Raw genomic sequence first — 23973 nt, forward strand, 5'->3', positions numbered from 1 at the left:
GCGCAGGCAGGGCAGACACCGCCCGACACAGCACACCCTGACGCGGCCCGAGCGCCCCCGCGCCAAAAGCAGAACTGCCGGGGGTTATACTATCGGCTTGGCACGTCCCGGAAGAAGTCGGCATAGCCGGGCGCCCGGGTTTCGGCGAGGATGACTGCGAGATCCTCTAGCGGGTTGAGCGACCAGTCAGAGCGGAGATCAACAGCTGGATAGCTCTGTCCAATGTAGACCTTGAGAGCTGCCGACCGAATGCCCCGCACATCACCGCCGGCTGCATTGGCACGCCGCAAGGCACCGATAAGGCGGTCCTCAAGGGCACCCTCTGTCAGCTCGAAGCCAAGCAGCAGCGCCGTTATGACTTCTGGACCCACCAGCATGTTTCCCGCGGCGACAATGCCCGGTGCCATCAAAGCGCCAGCGTAGGAGATGCATGCGGGCCCGGTCCAGGCGGCAGTGTGCCCCTTGCCGTCCACAATGATGCATTGCCGCTGATCTCGTGCTGCATCGTCCTCAACCAGCCGGTCCAGAGCCGCCTCCGGATCGCTGCCACTCGCCAGCAGATCCAGCCCCTCCAAGCCATAGAACGGGTTGGTCATGGCCTGGGTCGCAATCGCGCCAACACCGGCCCGGGCGTGCGGCACCAATGAGCCAACAACCGGTCCACCAGTGGCTGTGGCTACGCCCAATGCGCCAGTGCCCGGATCTCGTGCAACGATGGAAAAGGTCAAAAACGCGCCTCCCTGAACCCCCAATTTATACGCATAGATCGGTTGCGCTGCAAATTGATGCTGATAAATTGCAGCGCAAGGCCGTTCCGGAGGGGAGCTTTGGCGCGGTCGATACCGACATCCCTAGGAGGTAGTCATGACTGCAAAATGGAGGGGCGTAGCAGCCCTGGCTCTTGCGACAGCATTGGCGCTGTCTGGTCCTGCCAACGCGCAAACACCGCCCAATGTTCTCGTCGTCGGCCAAATCGCCGAACCGCAATCGCTCGATCCGCATGTCTCTACGGCCACCAACGACTTCCGCATCGCGGTCAACATCTATGACGGTCTGGTCCGCAACAAGCCTGGCACGCTTGAGATCGAACCGGCTCTGGCGACCGACTGGAGCGTGTCCGAAGATGGCCTCACCTACACCTTCAATCTGCGAGAAGGCGTGACCTTCCACGACGGGTCGCCATTCAATGCCGAGGCAGTGAAGTTCAACTTTGACCGCATGCTCGACGAGAGCCACCCCTTCCACGAGACGGGCCCATTCCCGCTGTCGTTCCAGTTCTCGGCGGTCGAAGAGGTCACCGTCATCGACGACAACACTGTCGAGTTCACGCTCAACGAACCGTTTGCGCCCTTCCTCTCCAATCTCGCCTCCCCCACCGGGCTCATTGTTTCCCCTGCGGCCGTCGAGCAGCATGGTGCCGATTATGGCCGCAATCCCTCTGGCACCGGCGCCTTCAAGTTCGAAGAGTGGCAGGCCAATCAGCGGGTGGTGGCCTCGCGCAATGAGAACTATTGGGATGGCGCAGCGCCGCTCGAAGCGGTGGTCTTCCGTCCCATTACCGATGCCAATACCCGGGTCGCCGAGATGCTCTCGGGTGGCATCGACGTACTGCTGGAAACACCACCGGACAATGTGGCGAACTTCGCCACCGATGACAGTTTCATCGTGCACGAAACGACCGGCCCGCATGTCTGGTACGTCATGCTCAACATGAAGGAAGGCCCTTTCACCGACCAGCGGGTACGCCAGGCGGTGAACTACGCCGTGAACAAGGAGAGCCTCGTCAACGACGTCCTCCAGGGCACCGCCACGGTTTCGGCCGGCCCCATTCCCTCGGCTTTCAACTGGGCCCACAACGAAGCGGTCAAGCCCTACCCCTATGATCCCGAGCGTGCCCGCGACCTTTTGGCCGAAGCGGACGCCGAGGGCGCCGAGCTGACCTTCTTTGTGACCGAAGGTGGATCGGGCATGCTGGACCCGGTCCCAATGGGAACCGCGATCCAGGCAGACCTCGCTGCCGTCGGTCTCGACGTCAACATCGAGACCTATGAGTGGAACACCTTCCTGGCTGAAGTGAACCCCGGCCTCGAGGGCAAGGCGGACATGGCAGAGATGGCTTGGATGACAACCGATCCCGACACCCTGCCCTTCCTGACGCTCCGCACCGGAGCCTGGCCGGAGGAAGGCGGCTTCAATTCGTCCTACTACTCCAATCCTGAAGTGGACGAACTGCTGGACCGGGCCCGCACCTCGACCGATCAGGAGGAACGCGGCGAGCTCTACCGGCAGGTGCAGGAAATCGTTCATGAGGACGCGCCCTGGCTCTTCGTCGCCAACTGGCAGCAAAACGCGGTGACCAGCGCGGCAGTGGGCGATTTCCAGCTGCAGCCGGACTTCAGCCTCGTGCTGCGCGACGTCACCAAGCAATAGTCTCAACCCCGGTCCCGCGGCCCCTCGCTGCGGGACTTCTCCTGCCGCGGTGGTGGTGCCCATGACTGGCTATATTGTCCGACGCCTTCTCACAGCCGTGCCGGTGATCCTGGGGTTGTCGGTGATCGTCTTCCTCATCATGGCGATGATCCCCGGCGATCCGGCTCTGGCGATCCTGGGCTCCTATGCAACGCCCGAGAATGTCGACCGCATCAACCGGGCGTTGGGGCTCGATCGCTCGCTACCCGAGCAGTACTTCATCTGGATCACCAACCTTGTCCAGGGTGACTTCGGCCGCTCCTACATCCTCAACCGCCCCGTGCTCGATGAAGTGCTGGAGCGCTTTGGTGCTACAATGATCCTGGCCGGCACGGCGCTCGTCCTGTGCTCCATACTGGGCCTGCTCACCGGCATCGCTTCAGCCGTGCGCCAGTTTGGCTGGACCGATCGCATCCTGACCTTCTTTGTGCTGATCGGCATTTCCATGCCCGCCTTCTGGCTCGGCCTGATCTTTATCTTCTTCTTTGCCGTGCAGTGGCGTCTCCTCCCCGCCTCGGGCATGTATGCCGTTTATGGCGGCGGCGACCTGCCTGACCTCCTGCGCCACCTTATTCTCCCGGCCGCGACCCTGGCCATTGTTGCAACCGGCGTCATCGCCCGCCTCACCCGTGCTGCCATGCTCGAGGTGCTGCGGCAGGATTTCGTGCGGACAGCACGCGCCAAGGGCTTGTCGGAACGCAAGGTGATCTATCGCCATGCTTTTCGCGCAGCGCTTGTCTCCATCATTCCCGTCATCGGGGTTCAGGCCGGGTTCGTTCTGGGCGGCTCGGTTTACATCGAGACGGTGTTCCAGTGGCCAGGCCTGGGCGCCATGTTGGTCAAGGCCGTCTCGACGCGTGATCTCCTCTTGGTACAAGGTGGTGTGCTCGTGGCGGCGACCGCCTATGTGCTGGTTAATCTGGCGACCGACGTTGCCCAGGCCATGCTCGACCCGAGGCTCAAGGCATGACCGATATTCCTCTGCCGCTTCCCGTAAAGACCCACGCGCGGCTCTCAAGCTGGCAATTGCTGATGAGCAACCGGATGGCTGCCGGCGGCCTCTTCCTGCTTGGGGCCATCCTCCTGCTTGCAGCTTTGGCGCCAATCCTGCCGCTGCCCGACCCCGACCTCACCGATCAGCCCAACCGGCTCCTGCCGCCGTTCTCACCCGGGCACCTTCTCGGCACCGACCATCTCGGCCGTGACATCCTGGCCCGCCTGCTTTGGGGCACCCAGGTTTCCATCCTTGTTGGGCTCAGCGCCACTCTGATCGCGGCGTTCTTCGGCTCACTCATTGGGCTGGTCGCGGGCTATGTCGGCGGACACACCGACAATGTCATGATGCGCCTGATCGATATGCTGATGGCGTTTCCCTACATTCTCCTGGCGCTCGCCATTGTTGCAGTGCTCGGTCCGGGGCTGCTCAACGCGCTCTACGCCATCGCCTTGGTCAACATTCCCTTCTTTGCCCGCAATATCCGCGGCGTCGTTCTTTCGACCCGCCATCGCGAGTTTATCGACGCGGCGCGCCTCTCCGGCAAAAGCCATCCGGAAATCCTCTTTACCGAGGTCCTGCCCAACGTCCTGCCGGTGATCGTCATCACCATGTCCACCACTGTGGGTTGGATGATCCTTGAAACCGCGGGCCTCTCCTTCCTCGGCCTTGGCGCCCAGCCACCCACTTCCGATCTCGGCTCCATGCTGGGCCAGGGCCGCGCGCAGCTCTTCACCGCGCCACATGTATCGATGATCCCCGGCCTCATGATCTTTGCACTGGTCATGAGCATCAACCTGCTCGGTGATGGGGTGCGCGATGTGCTCGATCCGCGACTCCGCTCCGGTGCCCTCAGCCGCCCCATGTCTGTCACGACCATAGATCGAAAGATCACGCCGGCGCCGACGCGCCCTTACTCTGACCTGCTGGAAGTGGAGCATCTGGAGACCGGTTTCCGCGCCAGCGGCGGCACTGTACCGGCGGTAAGAGGCGTGAGCTTCCGCTTAGGCAAGGGCGAATGCCTGGGCCTGATCGGGGAGAGCGGATCGGGCAAGAGCGTAACGGCCCTCTCGCTGCTCGGGCTTGTCCCCTCTCCTCCGGGCGTCATCAGCGGCGGCGCTGTTTATCTGGAGGGAACCGACCTCCTGTCTCTTCCGCAAGGCCAGATGATCGCGCAGCGGGGAGCGCGGGTGTCTTATGTCTTCCAGGATCCGCTCACGACACTGCATCCGCTGCTGTCGGTGGGCGACCAGGTCGCCGAGGCTATTACCGCGCATCAGCCGGTCGGCAAGCGGGAGGCCATGGCGCGCGCCGTCTCACTAATGGAGACCGTGGGTATTCGCGATGCGCAACACCGCGCCAGTGCGTACCCACACGAACTCTCAGGCGGGCAGCGCCAGCGCATCGGCATCGCCATGGCACTCGCCAATGATCCTGACGTCATCATTGCTGACGAGCCCACCACGGCGCTCGACGTCACGGTACAGGCGCGTATTCTCGATCTGCTGCAAGACCTCCGCCGCAGTCGTGGCCTGGCCCTCCTTCTCATCACCCATGATTTTGGCGTCGTGGCCGGCGTTTGCGACCGCGTAGCCGTGATGAAGGAGGGGGAGATCGTTGAACAAGGTCCCACCCCATCAGTGCTGGGTGCCCCGCAACACGACTACACCAGGCGTCTTATCGCCTGCGTCCCCGAACTCGGCGAGGGCCGCTTGTTCCTCGACAAGGTGCGCCCGCTCTTTGCAGCGGCGGAGGCCCGGGCATGACCGACGCCATTGCCATCGACCAGGTGAACAAGATCTTTGGCGGCGGCCGCACCTTCTTTGGCCGGGAGCGCCGGGCCCTTCATGCTGTGCGTGACGTGACCCTTTCGGTGCGCGACGGCGAGACGCTGGCTGTCGTGGGCGAAAGCGGATCGGGTAAATCCACCTTGGCGCGCATGCTGGTGGGCCTCGAGCGTCCGACTTCAGGCAGCATTACCATTGCCGGCAAGAGCGCGGCTGATTTGCGCTCTGAGGGCGCTCCGGCCTTCGGCCGCATAATTCAATATGTGTTTCAAGACCCAATCGCTTCCCTTAATCCCCGCAAGACCATCGACAGGATACTCGACGTGCCGCTCCGACGCCTCGCCCGCCTGGATGCCGCTGCCGGAGCGGCGCGCAAGCGGCAATTGCTTGATGCAGTGCAGATGCCGTCGAACACGCTGGAGCGCTTTCCCCATGAGTTCTCCGGAGGGCAGGCCCAGCGCATTGCCATCGCTCGAGCGCTGGCTGCGGACGCGCGCATCCTTGTTCTGGACGAGCCGGTAAGCGCACTCGACGTTTCCGTTCAGGCCCAGGTCCTCCTGCTGCTTGACGAGCTGAAGCGCGAGTTCGGCCTTTCCTACCTCTTCATCAGTCATGATCTGGCCGTTGTGGAATCGGTCGCCGACCGCGTCGCCGTCATGTATCTGGGCGAAGTCGTCGAGACCGGTGACGCCTGGCAGATATTTGCCGCCCCCGCCCACGACTACACCCGCAATCTTCTCGCCAGTGCGCCGCGCCTCGCGCCCACTCACCCAGCCTGAGCCGATGACCTCAATCAACACCATCGCAGATCTGCCTGACCTTGCAGCACCCGCTGCCAAGCGCAAGCGTACCGACGAGATCGTGGACGCCATCAAGCGCATGATTGTCGAGCACGGGCTCGAGCCCGGAGACCGCCTCCCCCAGGAGCGCGAGCTCATGGCCCAGTTCGAAGCGGGCAAGAGCACCGTGCGCGAGGCTCTCAAGGGCCTCGAGGTTCAAGGTTTGATCCGCGTTCGCACCGGTCCTGGCGGCGGGGCCTTCATCGAGCGCATGTCGGAAGGCCGGGCCATGAGCCTTCTGTCCAACTTCCTTTTCGCCAAGGATCTGAGCATCGCCAACATCTACGCCATGCGAAAGGTGCTTGAGCCACTTGTCGCCGCTGATGCAGTCGAGCTGATCGATGAGACCGGTTTCCAGCGTCTCGGCGAGATCATTGCCATCTATGACCATGAGCCAGCCGATGCCCAAGAACGCTGGCACCAGCGCATGGCCGAACTCGACTTCCATGGCGTGGTTGCCGAATATTCGAGCAATCCCGCGCTCGCTTTCACCTGCCGCTTTCTCCAGCGGCTCCTCAAAGATCTGACGGTCTGCCAGGATATCTACCAGCAGCCCGAACCAGTACTGCGCAGCTCCGGCATTCAGCACCAGCGCGATCTGATTGCGGCCATGCGGCGCAAGGACAAGCAAGCGGTCCAGGCGATCATGACCGAGCACATGCAGGAGGCCGAACAGCATATGCTCGATCTTCAGGCTCGGCTGGAGGATCGTTTTCTGGAGGAGACCCGGCACGGGGCCACCAGGTCACGAAAGGCCGTGGCGCGATGATCGACCAGACCTACCTCCTTGATAAGTTGAGTGCGCTGCTGCGCACGCCCAGTCCGGTGGGCATGACCGACGCGGCCACCGCTCTCGTTGCCGGTTGGCTGCGGGACCTTGGCTATTCACCTCAGTTCACCCGGCGGGGCGTTCTGTTCGTCACCATTGGAGCGGGCAGCCCGCAGCGAGCACTGGCAGCTCACCTGGACACCCTTGGCGCCATGGTCACCGAGCTCAAGGACAATGGGCGCCTCGCCCTGCGCAACACCGGCACCTGGGCCGCGCGTTTCGCCGAGGACGCACGCGTTTCGGTCTTCACCGACACGGGCCAGGCACGCGGCACCATTCTGCCCCTAAAGGCTTCCGGACACCGCTTCAACACTGATGTCGATACCCAAGAAGCCAGCTGGGACAATCTTGAAATCCGACTGGACCTGCCGGTCTATAACCGCGCCGATCTGGAGGCTGCGGGTTTCAATGTCGGTGACATGGTAGCGGTGGACGCCCAGCCAGAAGTCGTTGAGGGTTTCATCGTCTCCCGGCATCTGGACGACAAGGCCGGCTGCGCTGCACTTCTTGCCGCTCTCAAGGCGTTCAAGGACCGCGACGTCTTGCCCGCAGTGCCGTGCCAGGTGATGTTCACAATTGCCGAGGAGATCGGCATCGGCGGCACGCATGGTTTCGGGCCGGACGTACAGGAACTGGTTGCCATCGACAATTCCGTTTCTGGCCCGAACCAGGCAACCCGCGATGACTCCCTGGCTATTGCCATGCGCGATCGGCAGGGGCCATTCGACACCGCTCTCACCCGCCACCTGCTTTCATTATGCCAGATCAACAGCATTCCCCATGTCAGAGACACCTTTCGCCACTATCGCTCCGATAGTGCAGCTGCCGTGGAGGCCGGCTGGGATCTGCGCGTCGGGCTCGCCTGTTTTGCCCTCGACAGCTCACATGGCTGGGAACGCACCCATATTGCCTCGCTCGTTGCCTTAGCCCGACTGATCTGCGCCTATGTCGAAAGTCCTCTTGTGCCGCTCCCGGCCGAGACATACGAGGCGAGCCGGGACTAGTCCCGTTCTCTCCAGCAACTGACCTCGCCAATGCCTCCCTGCAACTTGCCACCCACCCCCTCATTGATGCAGCGGACACCGTGCCAAGTTCAAGAGGGGCCGCACTGGATGCAGATCCGCGCGCGGCCCGTCCTAACAAGCTGGCATAGAAGATTCAGCACTGGAGCCCGAAGATCCAAACAGGCAAATCCGGTCCGGACGACCGTCCAACAAGCAGTGATTTGAACATGAACACAGATGGTCGTGCAGTCCCTCGTGTATCGACATTCTCCAATATGACCACTGGAACAGGGGCGCTGCTGCTGCTGGCGCTCGGGCACACCATTTCCAATCTCGTACGCACCCTCCCGGCGGTCTCGACCGATGTCATCGCCGAGAGTTTTTCGGTGTCGCCCGGCGAGGTCGCCGCCATGACTGGTGTTTACCACCTTGCCTTTGCGGCAGGGCAAATCCCGGTCGGCGTTGCGCTTGACCGCTACGGCGTCAAGAGCGTCTTCATGGTGCTGATCGCCACCATCGCCGCAGGTGCTTTGTTGACTGCACTCGCTTCGAATCCGGCAGCTTTTCTGCTGGGCCAGGCCGTGCTGGGGCTGGGGTGTTCGGGTATGCTACTGTGCCCCCTCACCTACGCGGCCAAATCTCTGAGCAGCGCCAACTTTGCGCTCTGGTCCGCCCTGGTCCTGGCAGTGGGCAATAGCGGCATGCTGCTGTCAGCCAGTCCCATGGCCTATCTGATCGAAGTGGCTGGTTGGCAGCCTGCCTTCCTGGTGTCGTCTGTCCTGGCCTTGAGCCTTGCCCTTTTTGCTTGGCTGGCTCTTCCGGCCGATCGGGGCGCACCTTCGGCGGATCGCGATGCCGGCTCGGAATTCCGGCAGGTGGTGAGAATCGGCCTCTCACCTGTCCTGCGTGGGGTCATTTGCCTGGCCTTTGTTTCCTTTGCCGTGGTTATCGGCATACGCGGCATGTGGGCGGGCCCATGGCTCATGGAGGTCAAGGGTATGGACCGTGTCGGCGCGGGCAATGTGATGCTCGTGCTGACTGTGATGCTGATCACCATGCCCATGGTGATCAGCCTTGTGGACCGGCGTGTCCAGAGGAAAGGCGCTCTGCTGATAGGGGGACATCTGCTGGCCGGGGCCGTGCTTGTCGCCCTTTGTTTGGGAGCCGAACTGCCGGTGAGTTACGATATCGTGTTGCTGGTCATCTTCGGTATTGCTGTGTCGGTGCAGCCGCTGCTTTTTGCCTTGGGCCGCCAGTCAGTTGACACCGCCGATGCCGGCAAGGCCCTTGCCGCGGTCAATCTGGCGTTCTTTGCCGGGGCGGCGGCGATCCAGGCCTTGTCCGCACCCGTCGAGTGGCTCGGAGGCGTGGGTGGGGTCATCGCCTTTTTGGGCGCGTTGTCGTTTCTGGGGGCACTGGTCTTCTGGTGCATTGGTGGTCGGGCCCACCGAGAATGAGACAAAAAAGAGATCATCGCGGCGCTCGAGGATACTCTGACGGGCCGGTGCCCTGTTGTGCCGAAATATGCGCTGCCCGCAGCGATATGCCCGACGATGGTTGAGTGTCGACAGCCGCGAGGGCTTCAAGTCCTGCGGCTGCCTGATTCCTGCCGATGGCCATGTCGAGTGGACCAAGGCCGAGGACGGCGGCAAGGACCCCTGCCTCCTGCAGCTGCCGGATGGGCAGCCGTTCTCCTTCGCCGGCATCTGGGCCCATAACGACAATCTGGGCGTCACCAGCTGCACCATCATCACGGCGCCGGCGGTGCCGGAGATCGCCGACATCACACCCGCATGCCGGTGATGCTGCTATCCGAAGCCTAAGGCAGCTGGCTGGACACCGATCTTTAGGGCACCAACGCCAAAGGCCCTGTTTCTGAAAGCCCAGATCGCCAGCCAGCTGGAGTTCCTCCGGGTCAGCCAAGCCTCGAATAACCGCCGGTACGAGGGCACGGGAAACCAAGAAGCCGTTGATAAATTCGCTCTAGACGGGCTTCTGAGTACCCAGGAGGTGATCGGCGCCTTAACCTTTCGACAACCATAAGCCTCGATCCTACGGCCTCGATTAACTTGTCCGGAGCCGCGCAAATGCGTTCTCTTGCGGCCGCCCTTGGGTGCCTAGCTCTTATCGCTGTCGTTCCAGCTCTCGATGCAGGAGCGGCATCTCCTCAGAGAAGTCCAGAGTTGAAACTGCTAAAGCCGGGGCTTACCTATGTGAGCAACTTCCCCTTCGAAGATCGTCAGGCTGCCTGTCTCGTTCTCGAGTACGAGGAGGACACTCCTGCGTTCGCCGGTTGTTTGCGGGGTGACTTTCCAGAGAACCCATGGTTCGCGGTTTAGGTTGGCCCTGGTGTAACGACGACGGCCCCGACCGGGGGCTGGTCAAGGCCGTCACTGACTTGCTTAGGAGGCCAGTCAGCTCCTGAAATTCTCCAGCCGTATCTTCGTTGCGCTTTCTACCGGCTTCGCTCCAGGTACGGTGAACGAGTCCTTTCTAAAGCCTATAGCTCGCCGCTGGTCCTTCTCCGGCACAACTCATTCGACAGATCGCCCATGACCTTCAGGCCTCGACCACGGATGCCGGCGTCACCTGAGAGCGCACATCGGCAATGCTCTCCATGAACGCCTTGCGGATCAGCGGCGCGTGTTCGTCCAGCAGCCGATGATCTGCCTGGTAGTCGGCTTGCGGGCCATGGATCAGGCGCCCCACGTGAGGCTGTTCAAAAGCGCTGCGGTTGAGAACCATCGCTTAACTCTCCTCTTGCGGTTTTCCGGCGGATGGAGGATCTCAACGCCAGCGTTCTCGTTGCCCAACCTCAGCGAGACGATTCCCAGGTTCGATATGCTTACCCGCCGTGAGAAACGCGCTCTCGTAGCCGCGTCTAAAGCCGCTCTGTTGGTCACAGCGGCGGCTATTCTGTTCACACCCAAGTTCGACATTAAGGGCGGCGCTGATCGGCTGTTCGCCAAATCGCAGCCTGCGGTCACGGCCAGGGCTTCATAGCCCATTGAGCTGATGCTGCGAGAGCCACGCGATTGATGGCGATCCTTCGACGCGATCTGGTGGAATCTCGATGGGAGAACACCTTATGAAGTTGCTCACCGCTTCACTGGTTGCGCTATGCCTTGCAACAGCTTCGAGCTCTGCTGCGACCTACACCCTTGAAATTACAAACAAGACTGGCCGATCAATTTTCAAGGTCTGGGTAGATCCTGGTGAGATCGGAGCGGAGCTTGCGGTAGTAAGCCTGTTTGCAGCAGGCCTGTCACGGTGCCGGACGGCGTTTGCAGAAGCAGCCTCACCATCAACATGCTCAATGCCGGCCGCGCCAATAATTCGGTCTACTGGTGCAGTGATGAGAGCGTAATCGAAGTTGAGCTTCGGTGATTCTGCACTGCCTCGCCCTTGCAAATCGATCTCCTAGAGCACGGCCACACCAGCCGGAGCCAGCGGGCGCGCGGCAAGGAGACGCGGGTCCAGTTGGTTGCAGGGGGCCCGCTTCTGGTAGGCGGCGTAGAGCGCCGTGCCACCATCGGGCTGAGCGTTGAAGCTCAGGGCTTCGGCAGGCACTCGACCCTGCCCCTTTGACGTCACCTTCCCCGCCCTTCGTGTCGCGCATCGGGCGCCACTGATCAGCCGGGGCGATGTAATCCGGGTGCTTGGTGTCGATGGCTTCGGTCATGGCTTCGCAGTTCCTTGGCTGGAGGCGCCTATCAAATTTGTCCTGGCGCTGACCCGCTTAATTGTTCTTTGGCGTTTACAAGCAATGTTGCGACGACGCGACTTGCCATGAAGTGGACTGGCGCCGTGCCTGGTCAGTTCTTTTTCGCCTTGTTGAACCCGATCCTGAGCCTGCTGCTCGCAAGCTTATTCCTTGTGTTGTGGCTCAGGCGGCGCGACTCGCAATACCTGTTGCTTATGTGCGTCGCATTCCTGTTCAACGGCGCCGCGTTTGCCATGAGTGATTATCTTCATCATCTAGAAGGACCAGCACTGCGCTACGGCACCAACATAGCGTTCTATGTGGCCATCGTCCTGGCCTGTACTGGATCGCTGATGCGCGCCAAGCTGCGAATACCAACGATGGCGCTGGTTTGGCTTAGTGTGCTCACCGCTGTTGCGTTTAGTTGGTACCTTTTGGTGCAACCTTCGACTGAGGCTCGCATCTACGTGATGAGCCTCGCCTATGCCCTGATCACTGGCCAAACCGCATGGCTTCTCGTCAAATCGAGACCCCGCTCGGAAATTGACTGGCTATTCGTTGGCCTGATTATGCTCATCTTCCTGTTCGCGATCGTCCGACCACTTGCAGTTTGGCTAAATACCCTAGACCTCAACGAAGGAGGAGATTTCACATCCTCTGAATACTGGGGCACAGTGGTGGCATTCACGCCGGTGCTTGCGATAGTCGTGACGCTGACGTTTATCGGCGCGCTTGCCATGCAGGTCATTTCAGAGCTGCGTGGCGAAACACAAAGAGACTACCTGACCGGGCTGCTCAATCGCCGTGGTTTCGAAAAGCAATTGCTTTCAGAACTCGCGGCTGCCCGTGCCGGCTCAGTACCAGCAGCGGTAATGATCGCGGACATCGACGACTTCAAGAAGATCAACGACACCTTCGGCCATGCCACGGGAGACAAGGTGATTGTCCACGTCGCCCGCATCCTTACCGAGGTAGCCAACGCTGACGCCATCGGAAGGGCGGGCGGCGAAGAATACGCCTTGTTCTTCCGTCAGCGGCCAAGCGCCGGCCTGTTCCAAACCGCAGAGAACATTCGCGAGCAGCTGCAATCGGCACGATTGGACGATCTGCCGGACAGCTATCGGCTGACGATCAGCATCGGAATTCACGTCAGGCACCTGGGTGAGAGCCTCGCCGAAATGATGTCCAGAGCCGACGCGGCTCTTTACCGAGCCAAAGCTGAGGGCAAGGATCGGACATCTATGTCTCCACACAAGTTCCGCGTGGTTTCTGCCGAACAGAGCTTCTAGCATCCACTGTTTAGGCCCGAAACAGGCGGTAGAACGGCACTGCGCCCTCGGCCATCAGGTGACATGGAACAGCTGTGGTCGCCGAGGATGTAGCTGCGGTCGTCGACGCCTTCACCGGCCACAACAATGCCGATCTCGTCGGCCTTGTCCTCATGTCCATTGTTGCCGGATGGACCAACTGCGATGACGACGCGCTGCATGGATGGCCTCCCATTTCGGCAATGGCAGTGAAAGCCTCAGCGACTTCTAATTCGGCATCAGTGCAGATGATCATGGCCGCCTCTTGCCCTGACGAGGTGTGGAATTCAGGGCGACAATCGATAGCATCGCAGGGGACTGCAGCTGACACAGCCACCCGCGCCCCCGATCGAGGTTCTCTGCTGCTCTCGACAAGGTGAATACTGCCACCAGGTTTTGTCTGAACGACCCTCCCCTCTTCGACATTGCTCAGTCCTGCGGTGGGTGGACCGACGAGGAGCTAAGAAATGAAGAAGATCATTGCCGGCGCTTGCGCTGCAATCATGGCTGTCACGAGCTTCGGAGCGGCAGCGGCGCCAGCATCGGCGGGGCAGTTACAGATTACAACAGGCGCGCAGTTCATCAACGTTCAGTCATGGGGCACCCCAAAGGGCGGATGGGAACGGGACCGCGGCTGGAATGCTCGCGATCGGTTTGAGCGACGCCGCGACGGTTGGTACTTCAATGGTCATCGTGGCAGTCGTGATCGCCACCGTGGTTATCAGCGCTACAATGGTTTCTGGTTCCCCCCAGAGGCGTTCGCCGGCGCCATCATTGGCGGCATTATCGGCGGTGTGATTACCAACCAAGCGCCTCGCCATGGGAACAGCTATGGCGCGGTGCGCATCACCCGAGAGCACCTGGTCTGGTGCGAGAACCGCTTCCGGTCCTACCGGGCTTCGGACAACACGTTCCAGCCCTATAACGGGCCCCGCCAGCAGTGCATCTCTCCCTATCTGCGCTAACAATTACAGGCAATGACGCGCAAAGGGCGGTTCTTCGGAGCCGCCCTTCTCCTTGGCGACAAAGAAAAGGCGCTACGACCGATTATGGGAGCGCCTTAGGTTCTCTCGGGAGGAGAGAGGGAGGATCGCTAACAATTTGCGCCTGCGGTATTAACGAGGGCTTAACGGTCATTTGGACGTGCAACAGACTTTGGGGACACCGACGGTGTCCCATCTACCCCGAGCCTGATCGGTGATCCAAGGCCCCGCCAGATGGCTCGAATGCCACTGGTGTACAGAAACGGAAACCTAAGGTCGCCTCTTGGTGTCGATGATCTCGACTGGTCCGTCAGGAGTAACGTCATCGAACATGCCGACGACGAGCCTGCCCGTGAAAACTGCGCCGGTGTCGAGGTTCGTTCGACCCTTTAACCCATAGAGGCGGTTGTTCGACATCAGGTTTGTCGCACATCCCCCCGTCAGGGGCCGTTGTCCGGCAGAAGGTTTCATCGCCCGGTGCGGGGCTTTGGCGCACGCCAGGAGAGGCAGGATTTCCACTGGCGCATTTCGGCTAGGCCCGTTTGTTTGCCTATGGCCGCATGGTTGCCTTTCCCGAGTGCAACCCGAAGCACTCGAACCAGCACAGTCCAAGCCCCAAAGCGCATGATGGTTTGGCACCCGCTCGACCTCTTGCTCTCGCGGCATCAGCCAGGCCAGTAAAGCTGAGACTTTGATTCCGGTGTTGGAGCCAACCTGTTGAAACATCGGTCGAATAGCCGAGCTTCCCGGTCCTCACATGCGCTGACCGCAAGAGCGAAAGTTCCCGATGTCCGCACGCCGTTGCTACTGGCACTCGACGGACCTGGACTGAAGTGGAGTGGAAAAGCCGAAGGAGTTATGGCCAAGAGATATTGCGGCCATGGACTAAATCGCCAAACATGGTGTGGTTGTTTGCCCCCCCGCGATTGCGCTCGACGCCGCTCCTGATCATGTCTCGCGTGCGGACTTCGCCAACTCACTCTTTGGGAGGCCCCCAGGACGCCGGTGATTTCGGCATCCGGCCTTCGGGGTCAAGGATCTCAAGCCTGGGTTGGCCTGGGCGGTTCCAACGCCAAAGTGCGACGCAGGTGCCGCCCGGCGACATGTAAGACGGATAGACGACGCCATCGGCGCCGGCATCAACCAGTCTTTGATATGCAGTGTGAGTGGCAGGAACGATGCCGCTGTCGAGATCGGAGCGCCATTCGATCTGATGAATGCTCTCCTCTAAGCCAAACTGTCGCAAGACTGTGGCAACGGTCAAATCAGGGAGGTATGCGCCAGTCAGGTGCAACTGGGCGATCAGAGCTGAATGCTGTACGAAGCCCTGATTGTACTCCGCCCAGGCCGTTGAAAGCTCACGAGCCGCGTAGATGGTCGGAACGCCCAGCGGATTCCATCGGCCGCCGAACCGAGCAGCCCCCTCCCCCGACAAGGGTTGATATGACCACCGGGGGACATAGGCCCGCCACAATATGATCGGTGGCGCTGGGCCTTCAGGCATAAACGCCCGAACGAACAGCCTCGAGATAGGCCAGAACGCGATCGCTCTTCCCCTCTCCAACGAGATCATAGGCGGTCTTGCCAGCCCATCCCGGGATGGGCTGATGTTTAAACCAGATCACCGCGCGGTTTTCATCGCCGGCCATCTCCGCAGCCATGGCCAGAATTCGGACAATTGGGCTGAGGGCCGCATCGACCTTCCGACTGGCAGACTTGGCCGCCAGGGTATTGCGAGCGATCCCAATTAGCCTCGCGAGTTCGGACTGGTGGAGCCCGAGCTGCTCGGAGAGCCGGTGCGCCGAAAGGAACGGCGAATTACCATCGCCGAAGCGTGTGGCACCAATTTCAAGACCCTGGGATTGCATAGCACATTCCGATCGCGCATTGGTCATCTCCCGGTCAATATGGGCGCAAACTCTGCCCACTTCAAGACGGTGTCCAGCCGCCCCCGCGCTAGTCGGTCTCGCCAATGACCGCGGGCTGCCGGCACCCTCGGCACCATACCGCCCGATAAAACCCTTCCCTCGAAACGACTATTTGCCTCTGGCAGTTCTGTTCGCCGATGGCGTTTTTACGGGGGAAGTTCCCGTCCCAAACAACCCAGACGGCATCGGTCTATTCCTCTTCCTCGTCCTCAGGAAGGTAGAGACCGAACAGCAGGCCGAACTTGGCCAGGACTTCATCCATGATGTAATCCGGCACCTTCTCTCCGGTCGGCGTGCCTCCCCTCTTGCGCCAATCAAGTGCCTTGATTTGATCGACCTGGATGGTGCCGGTAATGGATGTGCCGGCGCCGGTCAGATTGACCCCGACGCCGAGAGCCTTCGACTTGTTGCCCACCGTAGTGATCGGCGCGAAGAACGGCATCCCGGATGCTTTGTTGAACTTCCCGACAGACACCACCAGAGCGTAGTGTTTGCCGGCCTGTTCACTGCCGGCGGATGGTGACAGGTTCAGGTGATAAATGTCGCCGGGATGAGGGTACTGCGGCGTTACCAAATCTCACGCCCCACGGGGGGAGCGTCGATCCAGGCTTGCTCTTCCTCGGACCGAGGCGAGCTGAAGTCACATTCGGCAAGGAGATGGTCCAAGGTATACGCCGGTCGACGAAGCCGGCGCTTTGGGCCAGTCGGTTGAACCGCCTCAACGATCAGCCGAGAGCCTTCCACGGAAACTGTCATTTCCGTTCCTTCGGTCAGGTCAAGTGCATGACGGGCCGGCGCCGGCACCGTCATTATCAGCGACCCGCCTGCTTTTTTCAGAGTTGTGTGGGTAAGCACCCGCTTGGGGGCTTCAGTGCCAATGCGCCGCCTCTCCTCTAGCATGGACTTGCCGCCCTTGGCCGCGCCCCTCTCAATCATTCCCTTGCCTTCCTCGGACCCTTGAACCCACGATCTATGCCACCAGGCTTTCGCGGGGCCCTTCTACTCGAAGGTCATCAGCCTTGCCGCGTAACCTTCGATGTCGGACTATATCTAACATTGTCGCTTCATTTTTTCAAGGATGCGCCTGACTGGCCGTTTCCATCTTCCCTGGAACTTCTCGGCTACCCGCTTACCTCTGTTCCGGGGCAGCAGGTCTTCGAGTTGGTGGCTGGGATGGTCGGCGATACGATACAAAACGTCGGCGAACCAGGCCTGCCGATCAACATCGTTGAGCTTGGCGGTTACGATGAGGCTCTACATGAAAGCAGTCCGCTGCCCGCTACGATCGGAGCCGGCGAACAACGGCCGTTGCGCCGGGGATTGTCCGACAAGGCTTCTTGTCGGACATTCAGCCACTTGCATGGGGAGCGGCCGCGCTCGCACCCGGACGGCTGAATGGCCAGCTCCCTTTCATGCAAGAAGTGAACGCGCCAGCATAAGTGGCGTGGTTGAGACAGTGCTCACCAGACCAGGCCTTGGACGTCCACCGTGGACGCATTCAGCATCTCGCGCGCCTTGCCGGCATGGCGAATTATGACCCGGACGCGCTACCATCCCGGATAGTTCACAACACTCGGCAGTGCTCTGCACTCCCAATGACTTCAGCGTAGCCGCTATCCAGATGTTTCCGTAAGAGGTTTGTCCTGAGTACGGGGCGCGGCAGACCATTGCGGGCAGTGGCGGCCTCCTCAACCAACCGGGATGGTGCGGGGCCTTTGCGGCTCTCAGATGGACGTGGGTGATGGAATTGGCCTAACGCCAACTTCTCTTACCGCCGCCCACTTTTGCGGCGGTTCCGGGCGGAACAACCAACTTCTGCTTTACCACACGGCCACGCTGAAGTTGAACGGCAGCCGCAACCATCCTTACCTGCGAAAAAGGAGCGTTGTGCGATGCAGAGAAGATCTTCCTTGCTACCCGTGATTAGTGCTGCCGCTTTTGGCTTCGTGGGGGCCTATGGCCTTCTTGCTCCTGATCATGGGCAATCAGCAATGCAGGCGGTGCTTGGCAGCTTCGGCGCGGCGGGCTGCACCATTAAGGGCAATGTGAGCATCAGTGGCGGCGAACGGATCTACCACACGCCGGGCCAGCGATATTATGCAGAAACGGTGATCCGGCCCGAATATGGCGAGAAATATTTCTGCTCGGAACAGGAAGCACGCGCTGCAGGTTGGCGTCGAGCCGGCTTCTAACGAGCACGGGGCATGTTTGGCCACACGAAAGCAGCGCTATCCCATGAGCCACATAGAAGCGGTTGTTCGACATCAGGTTTCATCGGCATTTGCGGGTAGACCAGGGTGTGTTCACCGCCGCACCCCCCACCTATCTGGTGTGCAAGGCCGCCCTCGCTCGAGAGGTTGGCCCTCGAGGTCAGGTCGAACGGAATGGGAGTCGAGACGGCGAACCAGTGGATGTGGTCACACCCAGTTCTCGCTACGCAGGCCCGGCATGCGGGAGAATTCCCGCATGTTGTTGGTTACCAGGATCAGGCCTTCTGACCGGGCATGCCCACCGATCTGCATGTCGTGCGGTCTGCAAGGCGTGCCGGCTCGCTCCAGCTCGGCGCGGATCTGTCCGTAGTGGCTGGCCGCCTTCTCCGCAAAGGAGAGTACCTCAAGCCGACCGGCGAAATGATCAATGGCAACAAGGTTCTCAGCACGGCGCATGGACTTTTCTGCACCATAATGGAGTTCACCCAAGGTGATGCTGGAGATGCACAATTGCTCCGCCAATGCATTAAACTTTTCCCGAAGAGCAGGCGGATAGGTCTTCATCACATAGATGCAGATGTTGGTATCGAGCATGTAGGTAAGCATCAGAAAGCCTCACGTTCTTCTGCCGCAGGTTGCTCGCGCTCACTTAGAAAATCTCCGCTGACCCGAGGGCCGAGCTCGAACAGGTCGTCCCAGCGTTGCCCCTGTGGCACGATCAAGCGGCTTCTGCCGACTTTGAGAACATCGACCTGATGGACATGGCCCGGGAAAGCCACGGCCTTTGGCAGCCGGACCGCCTGACTGCGATTGCTCATGAAGATGGTGGACTTGGTCATCGCAACCCCATGTATATCCTCTCGGGATATACATGGAGCATCTGCTGGCCTTCGGCAAGAGCCACGCGCAATTTCCGGGGAGATACTGTCTTACGTACCGCAGGTAAACGCCACGCTCTACGCACACGACCCACACGGCAACATGGTGTGGGTCAGCTGCCGTGCATACCAATGCATACCGAACAGCGCGGTGAGATCCCGCAAGCCAGGAGAAACGTCTCAATCCAGGCGATCACCCGAGAAAGTTGCATCGAGGATAATCAGGTCAAGGCGCAGCAGGCGCTCAGCAAGCTGGCCTGCCCCTTAGAGGCCTTTTCCTGCTCGAGAGCGTTGACCAGGTCGACGGTGGCGAAGAAGCGAACCTTGTTGTGCCGGTATTGCACCGCCTGGTTTCCGAGGGCCGTAGCAATTGGGTTTTACCCATTCCCGGGTCGCGCAGGTGGAAAGCTGCAGTGAGCAATGGCCGACACCAGGTGCTGTCGAACATCTCCGCCGGTGTTCGACATCAGGTTTGTCGCACATCCCCCCGCATCGAGGCGGTTGTTCGACATCAGGCGTTATCGAACATTCTCCCGGGCCACGGGGGCACTCCTTCGGCGAGCATTGGCTCGCAATCCCCTATCAAGGTCCAGCGCCCGGCCAAAGTGGGGAGGAAAAGCACAACTCCCCGCGCCGCCGCCCCGCAGCGCAATGGCTACCGCGAACGGGACTTGGACGCAGGCCGGCACGATCGAGCTGCGCATCCCCAAGCTGCGCAAAGGCAGTTACTTTCGGGGTTCCTGGAGCCTCGGCGGCTGGCCGAGAAGGCTCTGACCGCAGTGATCCAGGAGTCCTACATCCAGGGCATCTCGACACGGCCTCGATATTCTCCCAGTTTTCGTCCCACCCTGAGCGCGTCTGCCAAAAGTGAGACATCGCTGTTCTCGTGCCGAGAGAGTAGCCGAATGCAGAGAATGCAACCGGTGCCATTAAATGGAGAGAAACGCCGACCGAGCATTCCCGGCAATTAGACACTTCGTTTCAAGCTCCCCTTAATCCCGCACGCGCACCCTAAGGCCATATACATCTAGGGGGAGCGGCTCGTCCGCAGCGGTATGAAGATCAGCAGACACCTAGCCGCCATTCTAATGGCAGGAATAGCGCAATCAATGGTACACGCAGCGGCCGCCGACGACTGGGTTGCCACAAAACTGCGCGGCTCTGTACTCGCCTTCCAAGACGGGCAATGGTTGCCGCTGCAGCGCGGCGATGTTGTGTCTGATGAGCGATACATAAAGACCCTCGGCAATGGCCGAGTCCAGTTCACGCGGGGCGCCGAGTCAATCGACCTGTCGGGGCACACAATGGTGCAGATCCTGGACAGAGACGGCGAGAAGTTCACCAACCTGCACCAGCACTATGGCCAAGTCGCCGTCGAGGTAGAAAAGCAGGAGGTGAACCATTTCGCGGTTGTGACGCCACACATGGCTGCAGTTGTGAAAGGAACGCTGTTTGCCGTCAGGAGCGGACACACGGGCGCAAGCGTCGGTGTGGATCGCGGCCGCGTGAGCGTGGCTGATCCAGATACCGGCACCAGTGTGGACATCACCCCAGGACAATCCGCCAGCGTTGACCCGCAGGGTCGTTTTGACGTGTCAGCGGATGGTGGAGTTGAGCTTCCCACCATTCGCAACTCTGCTGGGGAAGTGGTGCTGCCTGAACAGACCGGTGCACCAGCCGAGAGTGCCAGTGAGGGCACCTCTCCAAGCTTCGCTCCCTTTGCCGGCGTTCCTTCGATCAGCGGTGACGAAGAAAATTCGAGCGAACCCGTCGAGAACCGCACCGGTAATGACCCGGGTGGCAACAATGGTAGTGGCCAGGGCGGCAACAATGGCAATGGCCAGGGTGGCGGCAACGACAATGGCCAGGGCGGCGGCAACGGTAACGGCCAGGGCGGCGGCAACGCCAACGGCCAGAGCGGCGGCAACGGCAATGGCCAGGGCGGCGGCAACGGCAACGGCCAGAGCGGCGGCAACGGCAATGGCCAGGGCGGCGGCAATGGCAATGGCCAGGGCAGCGGCAACGGTAACGGCCAGGGCGGCGGCAACGGCAACGGCCAGAGCGGCGGCAACGGCAATGGCCAGGGCGGCGGCAATGGCAATGGCCAGGGCAGCGGCAACGGTAACGGCCAGGGCGGCGGCAACGGCAATGGCCAGGGCGGCGGCAATGGCAATGGCCAGGGCAGCGGCAACGGCAACGGCAACGGCAACGGCCAGGGCGGCGGCAATGGCAATGGCCAGGGCAGCGGCAACGGTAACGGCCAGGGTGGTGGCAACACCGGTGGAAACGGTGGTGGCAATGGCGGCGGCCAGGGCGGCGGCGACGGTGGCGGCAATGGCGGCCAGGGTGGTGGCCAAGGTGGTAGCAATGGCGGCGGCAACGGTGGCGGCGATCGCAGAGGATAGAGTTTGCGCGCGTCCTCACCGCGTGTTTGCTCAATTGCTTTAGGTCCGTAAGTTTTTACGACCCGCTGCCCTGTGGCTCAACCGATGAGTAGTACCATTCAATACGCACGTTTCATTGGGGGAGTCGCCAGTAGGCTGACGCTTCTGGATAAGTCTGACCGCCCCGTGTCGAACTCGGCAGTGTCCTGCTGGACCAGTTCGCTCAGCCCGATCCAAGTAGTAGTTTCCTGTGGTAAGCAGCTAGGGCGGGGGCAAAAGCTAGTTGTTCAGCTGGCGGCCATTGGTGGTTTCCTCGGGCGTGTAGAGCGGGCTGTTGATGGCGGCTTCGCCATAAGATTGCTCCTGGATGAGGCAGGTCGACGCAAATTGTCAGCCAAGATTGTTTGGTACCGTAAGCGCGTCCTTCATGCTGCAGCTGACAATCGGAGTTACAAGAGGTGGAGGCCAGCCAGAAGGGAAAGCACGCTCTTGCTTGCGGATGCGAGGACCGCAAGCTGCCGAGTACTGGATGTCTCTGCTTCCGGTGCAGCGGTCGCGGTCGAATTGAGACCGGGAGTTGGCGAACCACTGGCGGTTGGCCAACTCGTCGGAAAGGTCGTCAGGCACCTGGATGAAGGATTTGCAGTTCAATTCTTGTCTATACAAGATGAAGGCGCCAACGAAGAATTGCTCCTCCCGCTGGCACCGGACGCGAATTCCGCCTTCTATTTCTATATAGATTAGCCGCGGCAAGAGGTTTGGTGCAGGCGGGGGGCACCACTGACCCAATCGAGCTCGCACTTTCCCCCCGAGATTGCTAGCGTTCGGCTTTCAGCTGGTCTGCCCCCACAGAAGGGGCGGTAGTCGGAACCGCTCTTGATGACGGCGTGGACAACACGCGCCATGTTGGCGGTTATCGCGGTGAGCGCGTGCCGCAGCTCGGGGTTGTCCCCGGTCACGAGCTATGTAGCGCTCGAACTTATCGCGAAAGCTGTTCTCCTTCTGGCGAATGGCCACCTGCGCGGCTAACCACAGGGTCCGCCGCATGCGTGCATTGCCATACTTGGACAATTTGGTGCGGCCGCCGCAGAATTTAATTGGTTGCTTTTTGAGCATTGAGGCTTCGCCCGCGTCAGCGGGTTGTAAGCAATAAGATCCAGCGAAGGGGAGCTGATGCCTTAGAATCGGCGACAGCCGCCGTTGCCGACCAGCAGTTCAAGGGAAGAAATTGAAGTCAGCGGGGGTGATTGGAGGCCTACGGGTAGTCACCTGGACTACAAGGCCGCCTCCGCGGCCCGAGTGCTCGGGCGCTGTCGCCGGTCTAGTAGGTGTTAGAACCTTTCGCCCCACCCAAACGGGTGGCGAGCTCCAATTGCTCGCACATCTGGAACTGCTGAATCGCCTCGAAGAGGACCTCAGCGCTCTAACTTGCCGCATAGGGTCCACGTCCACCACGTCGCACTCCTGGCGAGCTTCACCTTCGTTCTGGGGGTGCTGGTGCTGGGTTAGCCTTACCTTCTCCCGCTCGTTCAGAGTGCGGAAGTTGATGCCGCAGCGCAGGAGGCGGTTGCGGACTAGCAGCGTGCTACGGAACTTGGGAGCAAATCCGGAAGTTCCGGCTGATGGCCTTTTATGCCGCCAGTGGAGGAAATCGATATGCGCGCACTTATGATTGTCACAATCGCCGCCGCTCTGTTGTTCTCACATGGCTTACCGATTGAAGCGCAACAGCGATTTGAAGGGGAGCTTCTATTCGGTCCTTTTCCAGAGAGGGTTGAGCAAGACCGTGCTGTCCGTGGAGACCGTCGCAATGAGGGAATGATGGTGTGCTCGGTGTTCGTAAGCAACGACTGGCGTGACACCATTCCGGTTCCAGACACATGGCGTCCACGAGACTGTCTTGACTTCGCCAGAGGAATTGGAGCCTCGGAATACAGTCTGGGCTGCATATTCGAAAGCGGACGAATGCGAGTAATTTTCGGCGCGCCGGGGAGCGTCAATACGCGTATCGACGGCAGCCTTCCCGAACCGAATTGCGGCTGGAGCTTCCGGCGGCAGCGATAGAGCGGTTCCGACAGCGCCATGGAGGCAATTGGCGGCACAGTCTTTCGGCGTGGCAGCAGCGATTTCGGAGATTTAGGTGGCGCGCCCGAAGAGATTCGAATTCCTGCCCCCAGACTCGTAGTCGGGTGCGCCTCCGCCGGAAGAATTCCCCCCGACGGTGCGTAGCGGAGTTGCTCTACCTCCAAAGATCAAGATCGACGTTTTCGATGTAGCGGGCGACCACATTCATGGACTTCCAGCCACCGGCCCGCATGATTTGCAGCACGCCATGACCGTCAATCGTCAACTGCTGAGCCGCTCCCACCCGCAATGAATGGCCAGAAACGTCCCGCTCGAGTTCAGCCTCTTGATCGTGCCGATGTGCCAACTTTTTGAGGACTCGGGAGACCACCACCGGATCAAGAAACCGGCGCAAAACCTTCTCGTGATATATCGGGCGCAGTGTAAGCGGTGTTCTGCGGCCACTTGGGCTCAGGGTCGAGGGAACTGAACGACGTTGTTGCCGCGCATGAAGGCGATGGCTCCTTCGCTGTTTAGAGCGGCTAAGGCAGCATCGCGCGCCTCGCTGTCGGTCTCGAACTGATTGGGAGGGCG

General features: G+C 60.7%; 26 protein-coding genes and 5 pseudogenes. 15 read left to right on the forward strand and 16 right to left on the reverse strand.

Annotated elements, in window-relative coordinates; all coding sequences use genetic code 11:
* Window positions 1–89: 89 nt before the first annotated feature.
* On the reverse strand, window positions 90–728 hold the full coding sequence (locus tag QOV41_RS13070; protein ID WP_284577145.1) for a DUF1028 domain-containing protein: 639 nt from the start codon (window positions 726–728) through the stop codon (window positions 90–92).
* Window positions 729–864: 136 nt separating this feature from the next.
* Here QOV41_RS13070 and QOV41_RS13075 point away from each other — a divergent pair, with 136 nt between their 5' ends.
* The 9 genes from QOV41_RS13075 (at window position 865) to QOV41_RS13115 (ending at window position 10261) form a co-directional block, all read left to right on the forward strand.
* Complete coding sequence (locus tag QOV41_RS13075) at window positions 865–2430, forward strand: ABC transporter substrate-binding protein (protein WP_284577146.1); 1566 nt, start codon at window positions 865–867, stop codon at window positions 2428–2430.
* Window positions 2431–2491: 61 nt separating this feature from the next.
* A complete protein-coding gene (locus QOV41_RS13080) occupies window positions 2492–3439 on the forward strand; it encodes an ABC transporter permease (protein ID WP_284577147.1) in 948 nt (315 codons plus the stop codon).
* On the forward strand, window positions 3436–5229 hold the full coding sequence (locus tag QOV41_RS13085) for a dipeptide/oligopeptide/nickel ABC transporter permease/ATP-binding protein (protein ID WP_284577149.1): 1794 nt from the start codon (window positions 3436–3438) through the stop codon (window positions 5227–5229). The genes QOV41_RS13080 and QOV41_RS13085 overlap by 4 nt, the downstream gene beginning before the upstream one ends.
* Window positions 5226–6029: an ATP-binding cassette domain-containing protein gene (locus tag QOV41_RS13090; protein ID WP_284577151.1), complete on the forward strand. Its 804-nt coding sequence runs from the start codon at window positions 5226–5228 to the stop codon at window positions 6027–6029. Before QOV41_RS13085 ends, QOV41_RS13090 begins: the two co-directional genes overlap by 4 nt.
* Window positions 6030–6033: 4 nt before the next feature.
* Window positions 6034–6858, forward strand: a complete 825-nt coding sequence (locus QOV41_RS13095) for a FadR/GntR family transcriptional regulator (RefSeq protein ID WP_284577153.1) — start codon at window positions 6034–6036, stop codon at window positions 6856–6858.
* Window positions 6855–7922 carry an osmoprotectant NAGGN system M42 family peptidase gene (locus QOV41_RS13100; RefSeq protein ID WP_284577155.1) on the forward strand — a complete coding sequence of 356 codons (1068 nt, stop codon included), beginning with the start codon at window positions 6855–6857 and terminating at the stop codon, window positions 7920–7922. The genes QOV41_RS13095 and QOV41_RS13100 overlap by 4 nt, the downstream gene beginning before the upstream one ends.
* A gap of 275 nt (window positions 7923–8197) precedes the next feature.
* Window positions 8198–9379 (forward strand): MFS transporter, encoded by a 1182-nt coding sequence (locus tag QOV41_RS13105; RefSeq protein ID WP_284577156.1) that lies wholly within the window; start codon window positions 8198–8200, stop codon window positions 9377–9379.
* A 100-nt stretch (window positions 9380–9479) separates the two neighbouring features.
* On the forward strand, window positions 9480–9725 hold the full coding sequence (locus tag QOV41_RS13110; protein WP_284577158.1) for an SOS response-associated peptidase family protein: 246 nt from the start codon (window positions 9480–9482) through the stop codon (window positions 9723–9725).
* A gap of 380 nt (window positions 9726–10105) precedes the next feature.
* Entirely contained in the window at window positions 10106–10261 is a 156-nt protein-coding gene (locus QOV41_RS13115; RefSeq protein ID WP_284577159.1) for a hypothetical protein, read from the forward strand.
* Between the two features lie 220 nt (window positions 10262–10481).
* Here QOV41_RS13115 and QOV41_RS13120 read toward each other — a convergent pair whose 3' ends face one another.
* The gene (locus QOV41_RS13120; RefSeq protein WP_284577160.1) at window positions 10482–10667 is read right to left on the reverse strand and encodes a hypothetical protein; all 186 of its coding nucleotides are present in this window, start codon (window positions 10665–10667) and stop codon (window positions 10482–10484) included.
* 675 nt (window positions 10668–11342) lie between these two features.
* Window positions 11343–11492, reverse strand: coding sequence for a hypothetical protein (locus QOV41_RS13125; RefSeq protein WP_284577161.1), 150 nt, complete (start codon window positions 11490–11492; stop codon window positions 11343–11345).
* A 126-nt stretch (window positions 11493–11618) separates the two neighbouring features.
* Here QOV41_RS13125 and QOV41_RS13130 point away from each other — a divergent pair, with 126 nt between their 5' ends.
* On the forward strand, window positions 11619–12914 hold the full coding sequence (locus QOV41_RS13130; protein ID WP_284577163.1) for a GGDEF domain-containing protein: 1296 nt from the start codon (window positions 11619–11621) through the stop codon (window positions 12912–12914).
* On the opposite strand, the gene QOV41_RS13135 is transcribed toward QOV41_RS13130, so the two are convergent.
* Complete coding sequence (locus QOV41_RS13135) at window positions 12911–13114, reverse strand: hypothetical protein (RefSeq protein WP_284577165.1); 204 nt, start codon at window positions 13112–13114, stop codon at window positions 12911–12913. The two genes, QOV41_RS13130 and QOV41_RS13135, sit on opposite strands and share 4 nt — an antisense overlap.
* Window positions 13115–13399: 285 nt before the next feature.
* Here QOV41_RS13135 and QOV41_RS13140 point away from each other — a divergent pair, with 285 nt between their 5' ends.
* Window positions 13400–13897 (forward strand): BA14K family protein, encoded by a 498-nt coding sequence (locus tag QOV41_RS13140; RefSeq protein ID WP_284577166.1) that lies wholly within the window; start codon window positions 13400–13402, stop codon window positions 13895–13897.
* Between the two features lie 288 nt (window positions 13898–14185).
* On the opposite strand, the gene QOV41_RS13145 is transcribed toward QOV41_RS13140, so the two are convergent.
* The 6 genes and pseudogenes from QOV41_RS13145 to QOV41_RS13165 all read right to left on the reverse strand — a co-directional run.
* Complete coding sequence (locus tag QOV41_RS13145; protein ID WP_284577168.1) at window positions 14186–14332, reverse strand: hypothetical protein; 147 nt, start codon at window positions 14330–14332, stop codon at window positions 14186–14188.
* 559 nt (window positions 14333–14891) lie between these two features.
* On the reverse strand, window positions 14892–15419 hold the full coding sequence (locus QOV41_RS13150) for an RES family NAD+ phosphorylase (RefSeq protein WP_284577169.1): 528 nt from the start codon (window positions 15417–15419) through the stop codon (window positions 14892–14894).
* On the reverse strand, window positions 15412–15783 hold the full coding sequence (locus tag QOV41_RS13155; protein WP_284577171.1) for an antitoxin Xre/MbcA/ParS toxin-binding domain-containing protein: 372 nt from the start codon (window positions 15781–15783) through the stop codon (window positions 15412–15414). Before QOV41_RS13155 ends, QOV41_RS13150 begins: the two co-directional genes overlap by 8 nt.
* A gap of 250 nt (window positions 15784–16033) precedes the next feature.
* Window positions 16034–16417: a type II toxin-antitoxin system PemK/MazF family toxin gene (locus QOV41_RS13160; protein WP_284577173.1), complete on the reverse strand. Its 384-nt coding sequence runs from the start codon at window positions 16415–16417 to the stop codon at window positions 16034–16036.
* A complete protein-coding gene (locus QOV41_RS19775) occupies window positions 16411–16779 on the reverse strand; it encodes an AbrB/MazE/SpoVT family DNA-binding domain-containing protein (RefSeq protein WP_350149843.1) in 369 nt (122 codons plus the stop codon). The genes QOV41_RS13160 and QOV41_RS19775 overlap by 7 nt, the downstream gene beginning before the upstream one ends.
* Before the next feature lie 114 nt (window positions 16780–16893).
* Window positions 16894–17145, reverse strand: a pseudogene (locus QOV41_RS13165) (transposase domain-containing protein); the annotation flags it as partial.
* 590 nt (window positions 17146–17735) lie between these two features.
* Here QOV41_RS13165 and QOV41_RS13170 point away from each other — a divergent pair.
* Window positions 17736–18035: a sunset domain-containing protein gene (locus QOV41_RS13170; RefSeq protein WP_415926720.1), complete on the forward strand. Its 300-nt coding sequence runs from the start codon at window positions 17736–17738 to the stop codon at window positions 18033–18035.
* A gap of 225 nt (window positions 18036–18260) precedes the next feature.
* Here the strand turns inward: QOV41_RS13170 and vapC are convergent, their stop codons facing one another.
* From vapC to QOV41_RS13185, 3 genes and pseudogenes are all read right to left on the reverse strand, one after another.
* Window positions 18261–18659 carry a type II toxin-antitoxin system tRNA(fMet)-specific endonuclease VapC gene (vapC, locus tag QOV41_RS13175; protein ID WP_284577175.1) on the reverse strand — a complete coding sequence of 133 codons (399 nt, stop codon included), beginning with the start codon at window positions 18657–18659 and terminating at the stop codon, window positions 18261–18263.
* Window positions 18659–18892 (reverse strand): type II toxin-antitoxin system VapB family antitoxin, encoded by a 234-nt coding sequence (gene vapB / locus QOV41_RS13180; RefSeq protein WP_284577177.1) that lies wholly within the window; start codon window positions 18890–18892, stop codon window positions 18659–18661. The genes vapC and vapB overlap by 1 nt, the downstream gene beginning before the upstream one ends.
* A gap of 249 nt (window positions 18893–19141) precedes the next feature.
* Window positions 19142–19322: pseudogene (locus QOV41_RS13185) on the reverse strand (ATP-binding protein); the annotation flags it as partial.
* A gap of 100 nt (window positions 19323–19422) precedes the next feature.
* Between QOV41_RS13185 and QOV41_RS19870 the strand changes: the two are divergent.
* A pseudogene (locus QOV41_RS19870) lies at window positions 19423–19753 on the forward strand (transposase); the annotation flags it as partial.
* Window positions 19754–20040: 287 nt separating this feature from the next.
* A pseudogene (locus QOV41_RS19780) lies at window positions 20041–20427 on the forward strand (FecR domain-containing protein); the annotation flags it as partial.
* A gap of 99 nt (window positions 20428–20526) precedes the next feature.
* Here QOV41_RS19780 and QOV41_RS13195 read toward each other — a convergent pair.
* Complete coding sequence (locus QOV41_RS13195; protein WP_284577179.1) at window positions 20527–21288, reverse strand: hypothetical protein; 762 nt, start codon at window positions 21286–21288, stop codon at window positions 20527–20529.
* A gap of 132 nt (window positions 21289–21420) precedes the next feature.
* Here QOV41_RS13195 and QOV41_RS19785 point away from each other — a divergent pair, with 132 nt between their 5' ends.
* Complete coding sequence (locus tag QOV41_RS19785) at window positions 21421–22059, forward strand: PilZ domain-containing protein (protein WP_350149846.1); 639 nt, start codon at window positions 21421–21423, stop codon at window positions 22057–22059.
* Here QOV41_RS19785 and QOV41_RS13200 read toward each other — a convergent pair.
* Together QOV41_RS13200 and QOV41_RS13205 are read right to left on the reverse strand one after the other, a co-directional pair.
* Window positions 22056–22452: pseudogene (locus tag QOV41_RS13200) on the reverse strand (transposase); the annotation flags it as partial. The gene QOV41_RS19785 and the pseudogene QOV41_RS13200 sit on opposite strands and share 4 nt — an antisense overlap.
* A gap of 1102 nt (window positions 22453–23554) precedes the next feature.
* Window positions 23555–23794, reverse strand: a complete 240-nt coding sequence (locus QOV41_RS13205) for a tyrosine-type recombinase/integrase (RefSeq protein WP_284577180.1) — start codon at window positions 23792–23794, stop codon at window positions 23555–23557.
* Window positions 23795–23973: the final 179 nt, after the last annotated feature.

This window comes from Devosia sp. RR2S18 (genome assembly GCF_030177755.1).
GTDB classification, from domain to species: domain Bacteria; phylum Pseudomonadota; class Alphaproteobacteria; order Rhizobiales; family Devosiaceae; genus Devosia; species Devosia rhizosphaerae.

Bases quoted from the DNA above. Each gene is read 5' to 3' on its own strand.
- QOV41_RS13075 (WP_284577146.1), top strand. From the start codon at position 865: ATGACTGCAAAATGGAGGGGCGTAGCAGCCCTGGCTCTTGCGACAGCA.
- QOV41_RS13080 (WP_284577147.1), top strand. From the start codon at position 2,492: ATGACTGGCTATATTGTCCGACGCCTTCTCACAGCCGTGCCGGTGATC.
- QOV41_RS13085 (WP_284577149.1), top strand. From the start codon at position 3,436: ATGACCGATATTCCTCTGCCGCTTCCCGTAAAGACCCACGCGCGGCTC.
- QOV41_RS13090 (WP_284577151.1), top strand. From the start codon at position 5,226: ATGACCGACGCCATTGCCATCGACCAGGTGAACAAGATCTTTGGCGGC.
- QOV41_RS13095 (WP_284577153.1), top strand. From the start codon at position 6,034: ATGACCTCAATCAACACCATCGCAGATCTGCCTGACCTTGCAGCACCC.
- QOV41_RS13100 (WP_284577155.1), top strand. From the start codon at position 6,855: ATGATCGACCAGACCTACCTCCTTGATAAGTTGAGTGCGCTGCTGCGC.
- QOV41_RS13105 (WP_284577156.1), top strand. From the start codon at position 8,198: ATGACCACTGGAACAGGGGCGCTGCTGCTGCTGGCGCTCGGGCACACC.
- QOV41_RS13120 (WP_284577160.1), bottom strand. From the start codon at position 10,667: ATGGTTCTCAACCGCAGCGCTTTTGAACAGCCTCACGTGGGGCGCCTG.
- QOV41_RS13135 (WP_284577165.1), bottom strand. From the start codon at position 13,114: ATGCAGCGCGTCGTCATCGCAGTTGGTCCATCCGGCAACAATGGACAT.
- QOV41_RS13140 (WP_284577166.1), top strand. From the start codon at position 13,400: ATGAAGAAGATCATTGCCGGCGCTTGCGCTGCAATCATGGCTGTCACG.
- QOV41_RS13145 (WP_284577168.1), bottom strand. From the start codon at position 14,332: ATGTCGAACAACCGCCTCTATGGGTTAAAGGGTCGAACGAACCTCGAC.
- QOV41_RS13150 (WP_284577169.1), bottom strand. From the start codon at position 15,419: ATGCCTGAAGGCCCAGCGCCACCGATCATATTGTGGCGGGCCTATGTC.
- QOV41_RS13155 (WP_284577171.1), bottom strand. From the start codon at position 15,783: ATGCAATCCCAGGGTCTTGAAATTGGTGCCACACGCTTCGGCGATGGT.
- QOV41_RS19775 (WP_350149843.1), bottom strand. From the start codon at position 16,779: ATGATTGAGAGGGGCGCGGCCAAGGGCGGCAAGTCCATGCTAGAGGAG.
- QOV41_RS13170 (WP_415926720.1), top strand. From the start codon at position 17,736: ATGCAGAGAAGATCTTCCTTGCTACCCGTGATTAGTGCTGCCGCTTTT.
- vapC (WP_284577175.1), bottom strand. From the start codon at position 18,659: ATGCTTACCTACATGCTCGATACCAACATCTGCATCTATGTGATGAAG.
- vapB (WP_284577177.1), bottom strand. From the start codon at position 18,892: ATGACCAAGTCCACCATCTTCATGAGCAATCGCAGTCAGGCGGTCCGG.
- QOV41_RS19785 (WP_350149846.1), top strand. From the start codon at position 21,421: ATGAGTAGTACCATTCAATACGCACGTTTCATTGGGGGAGTCGCCAGT.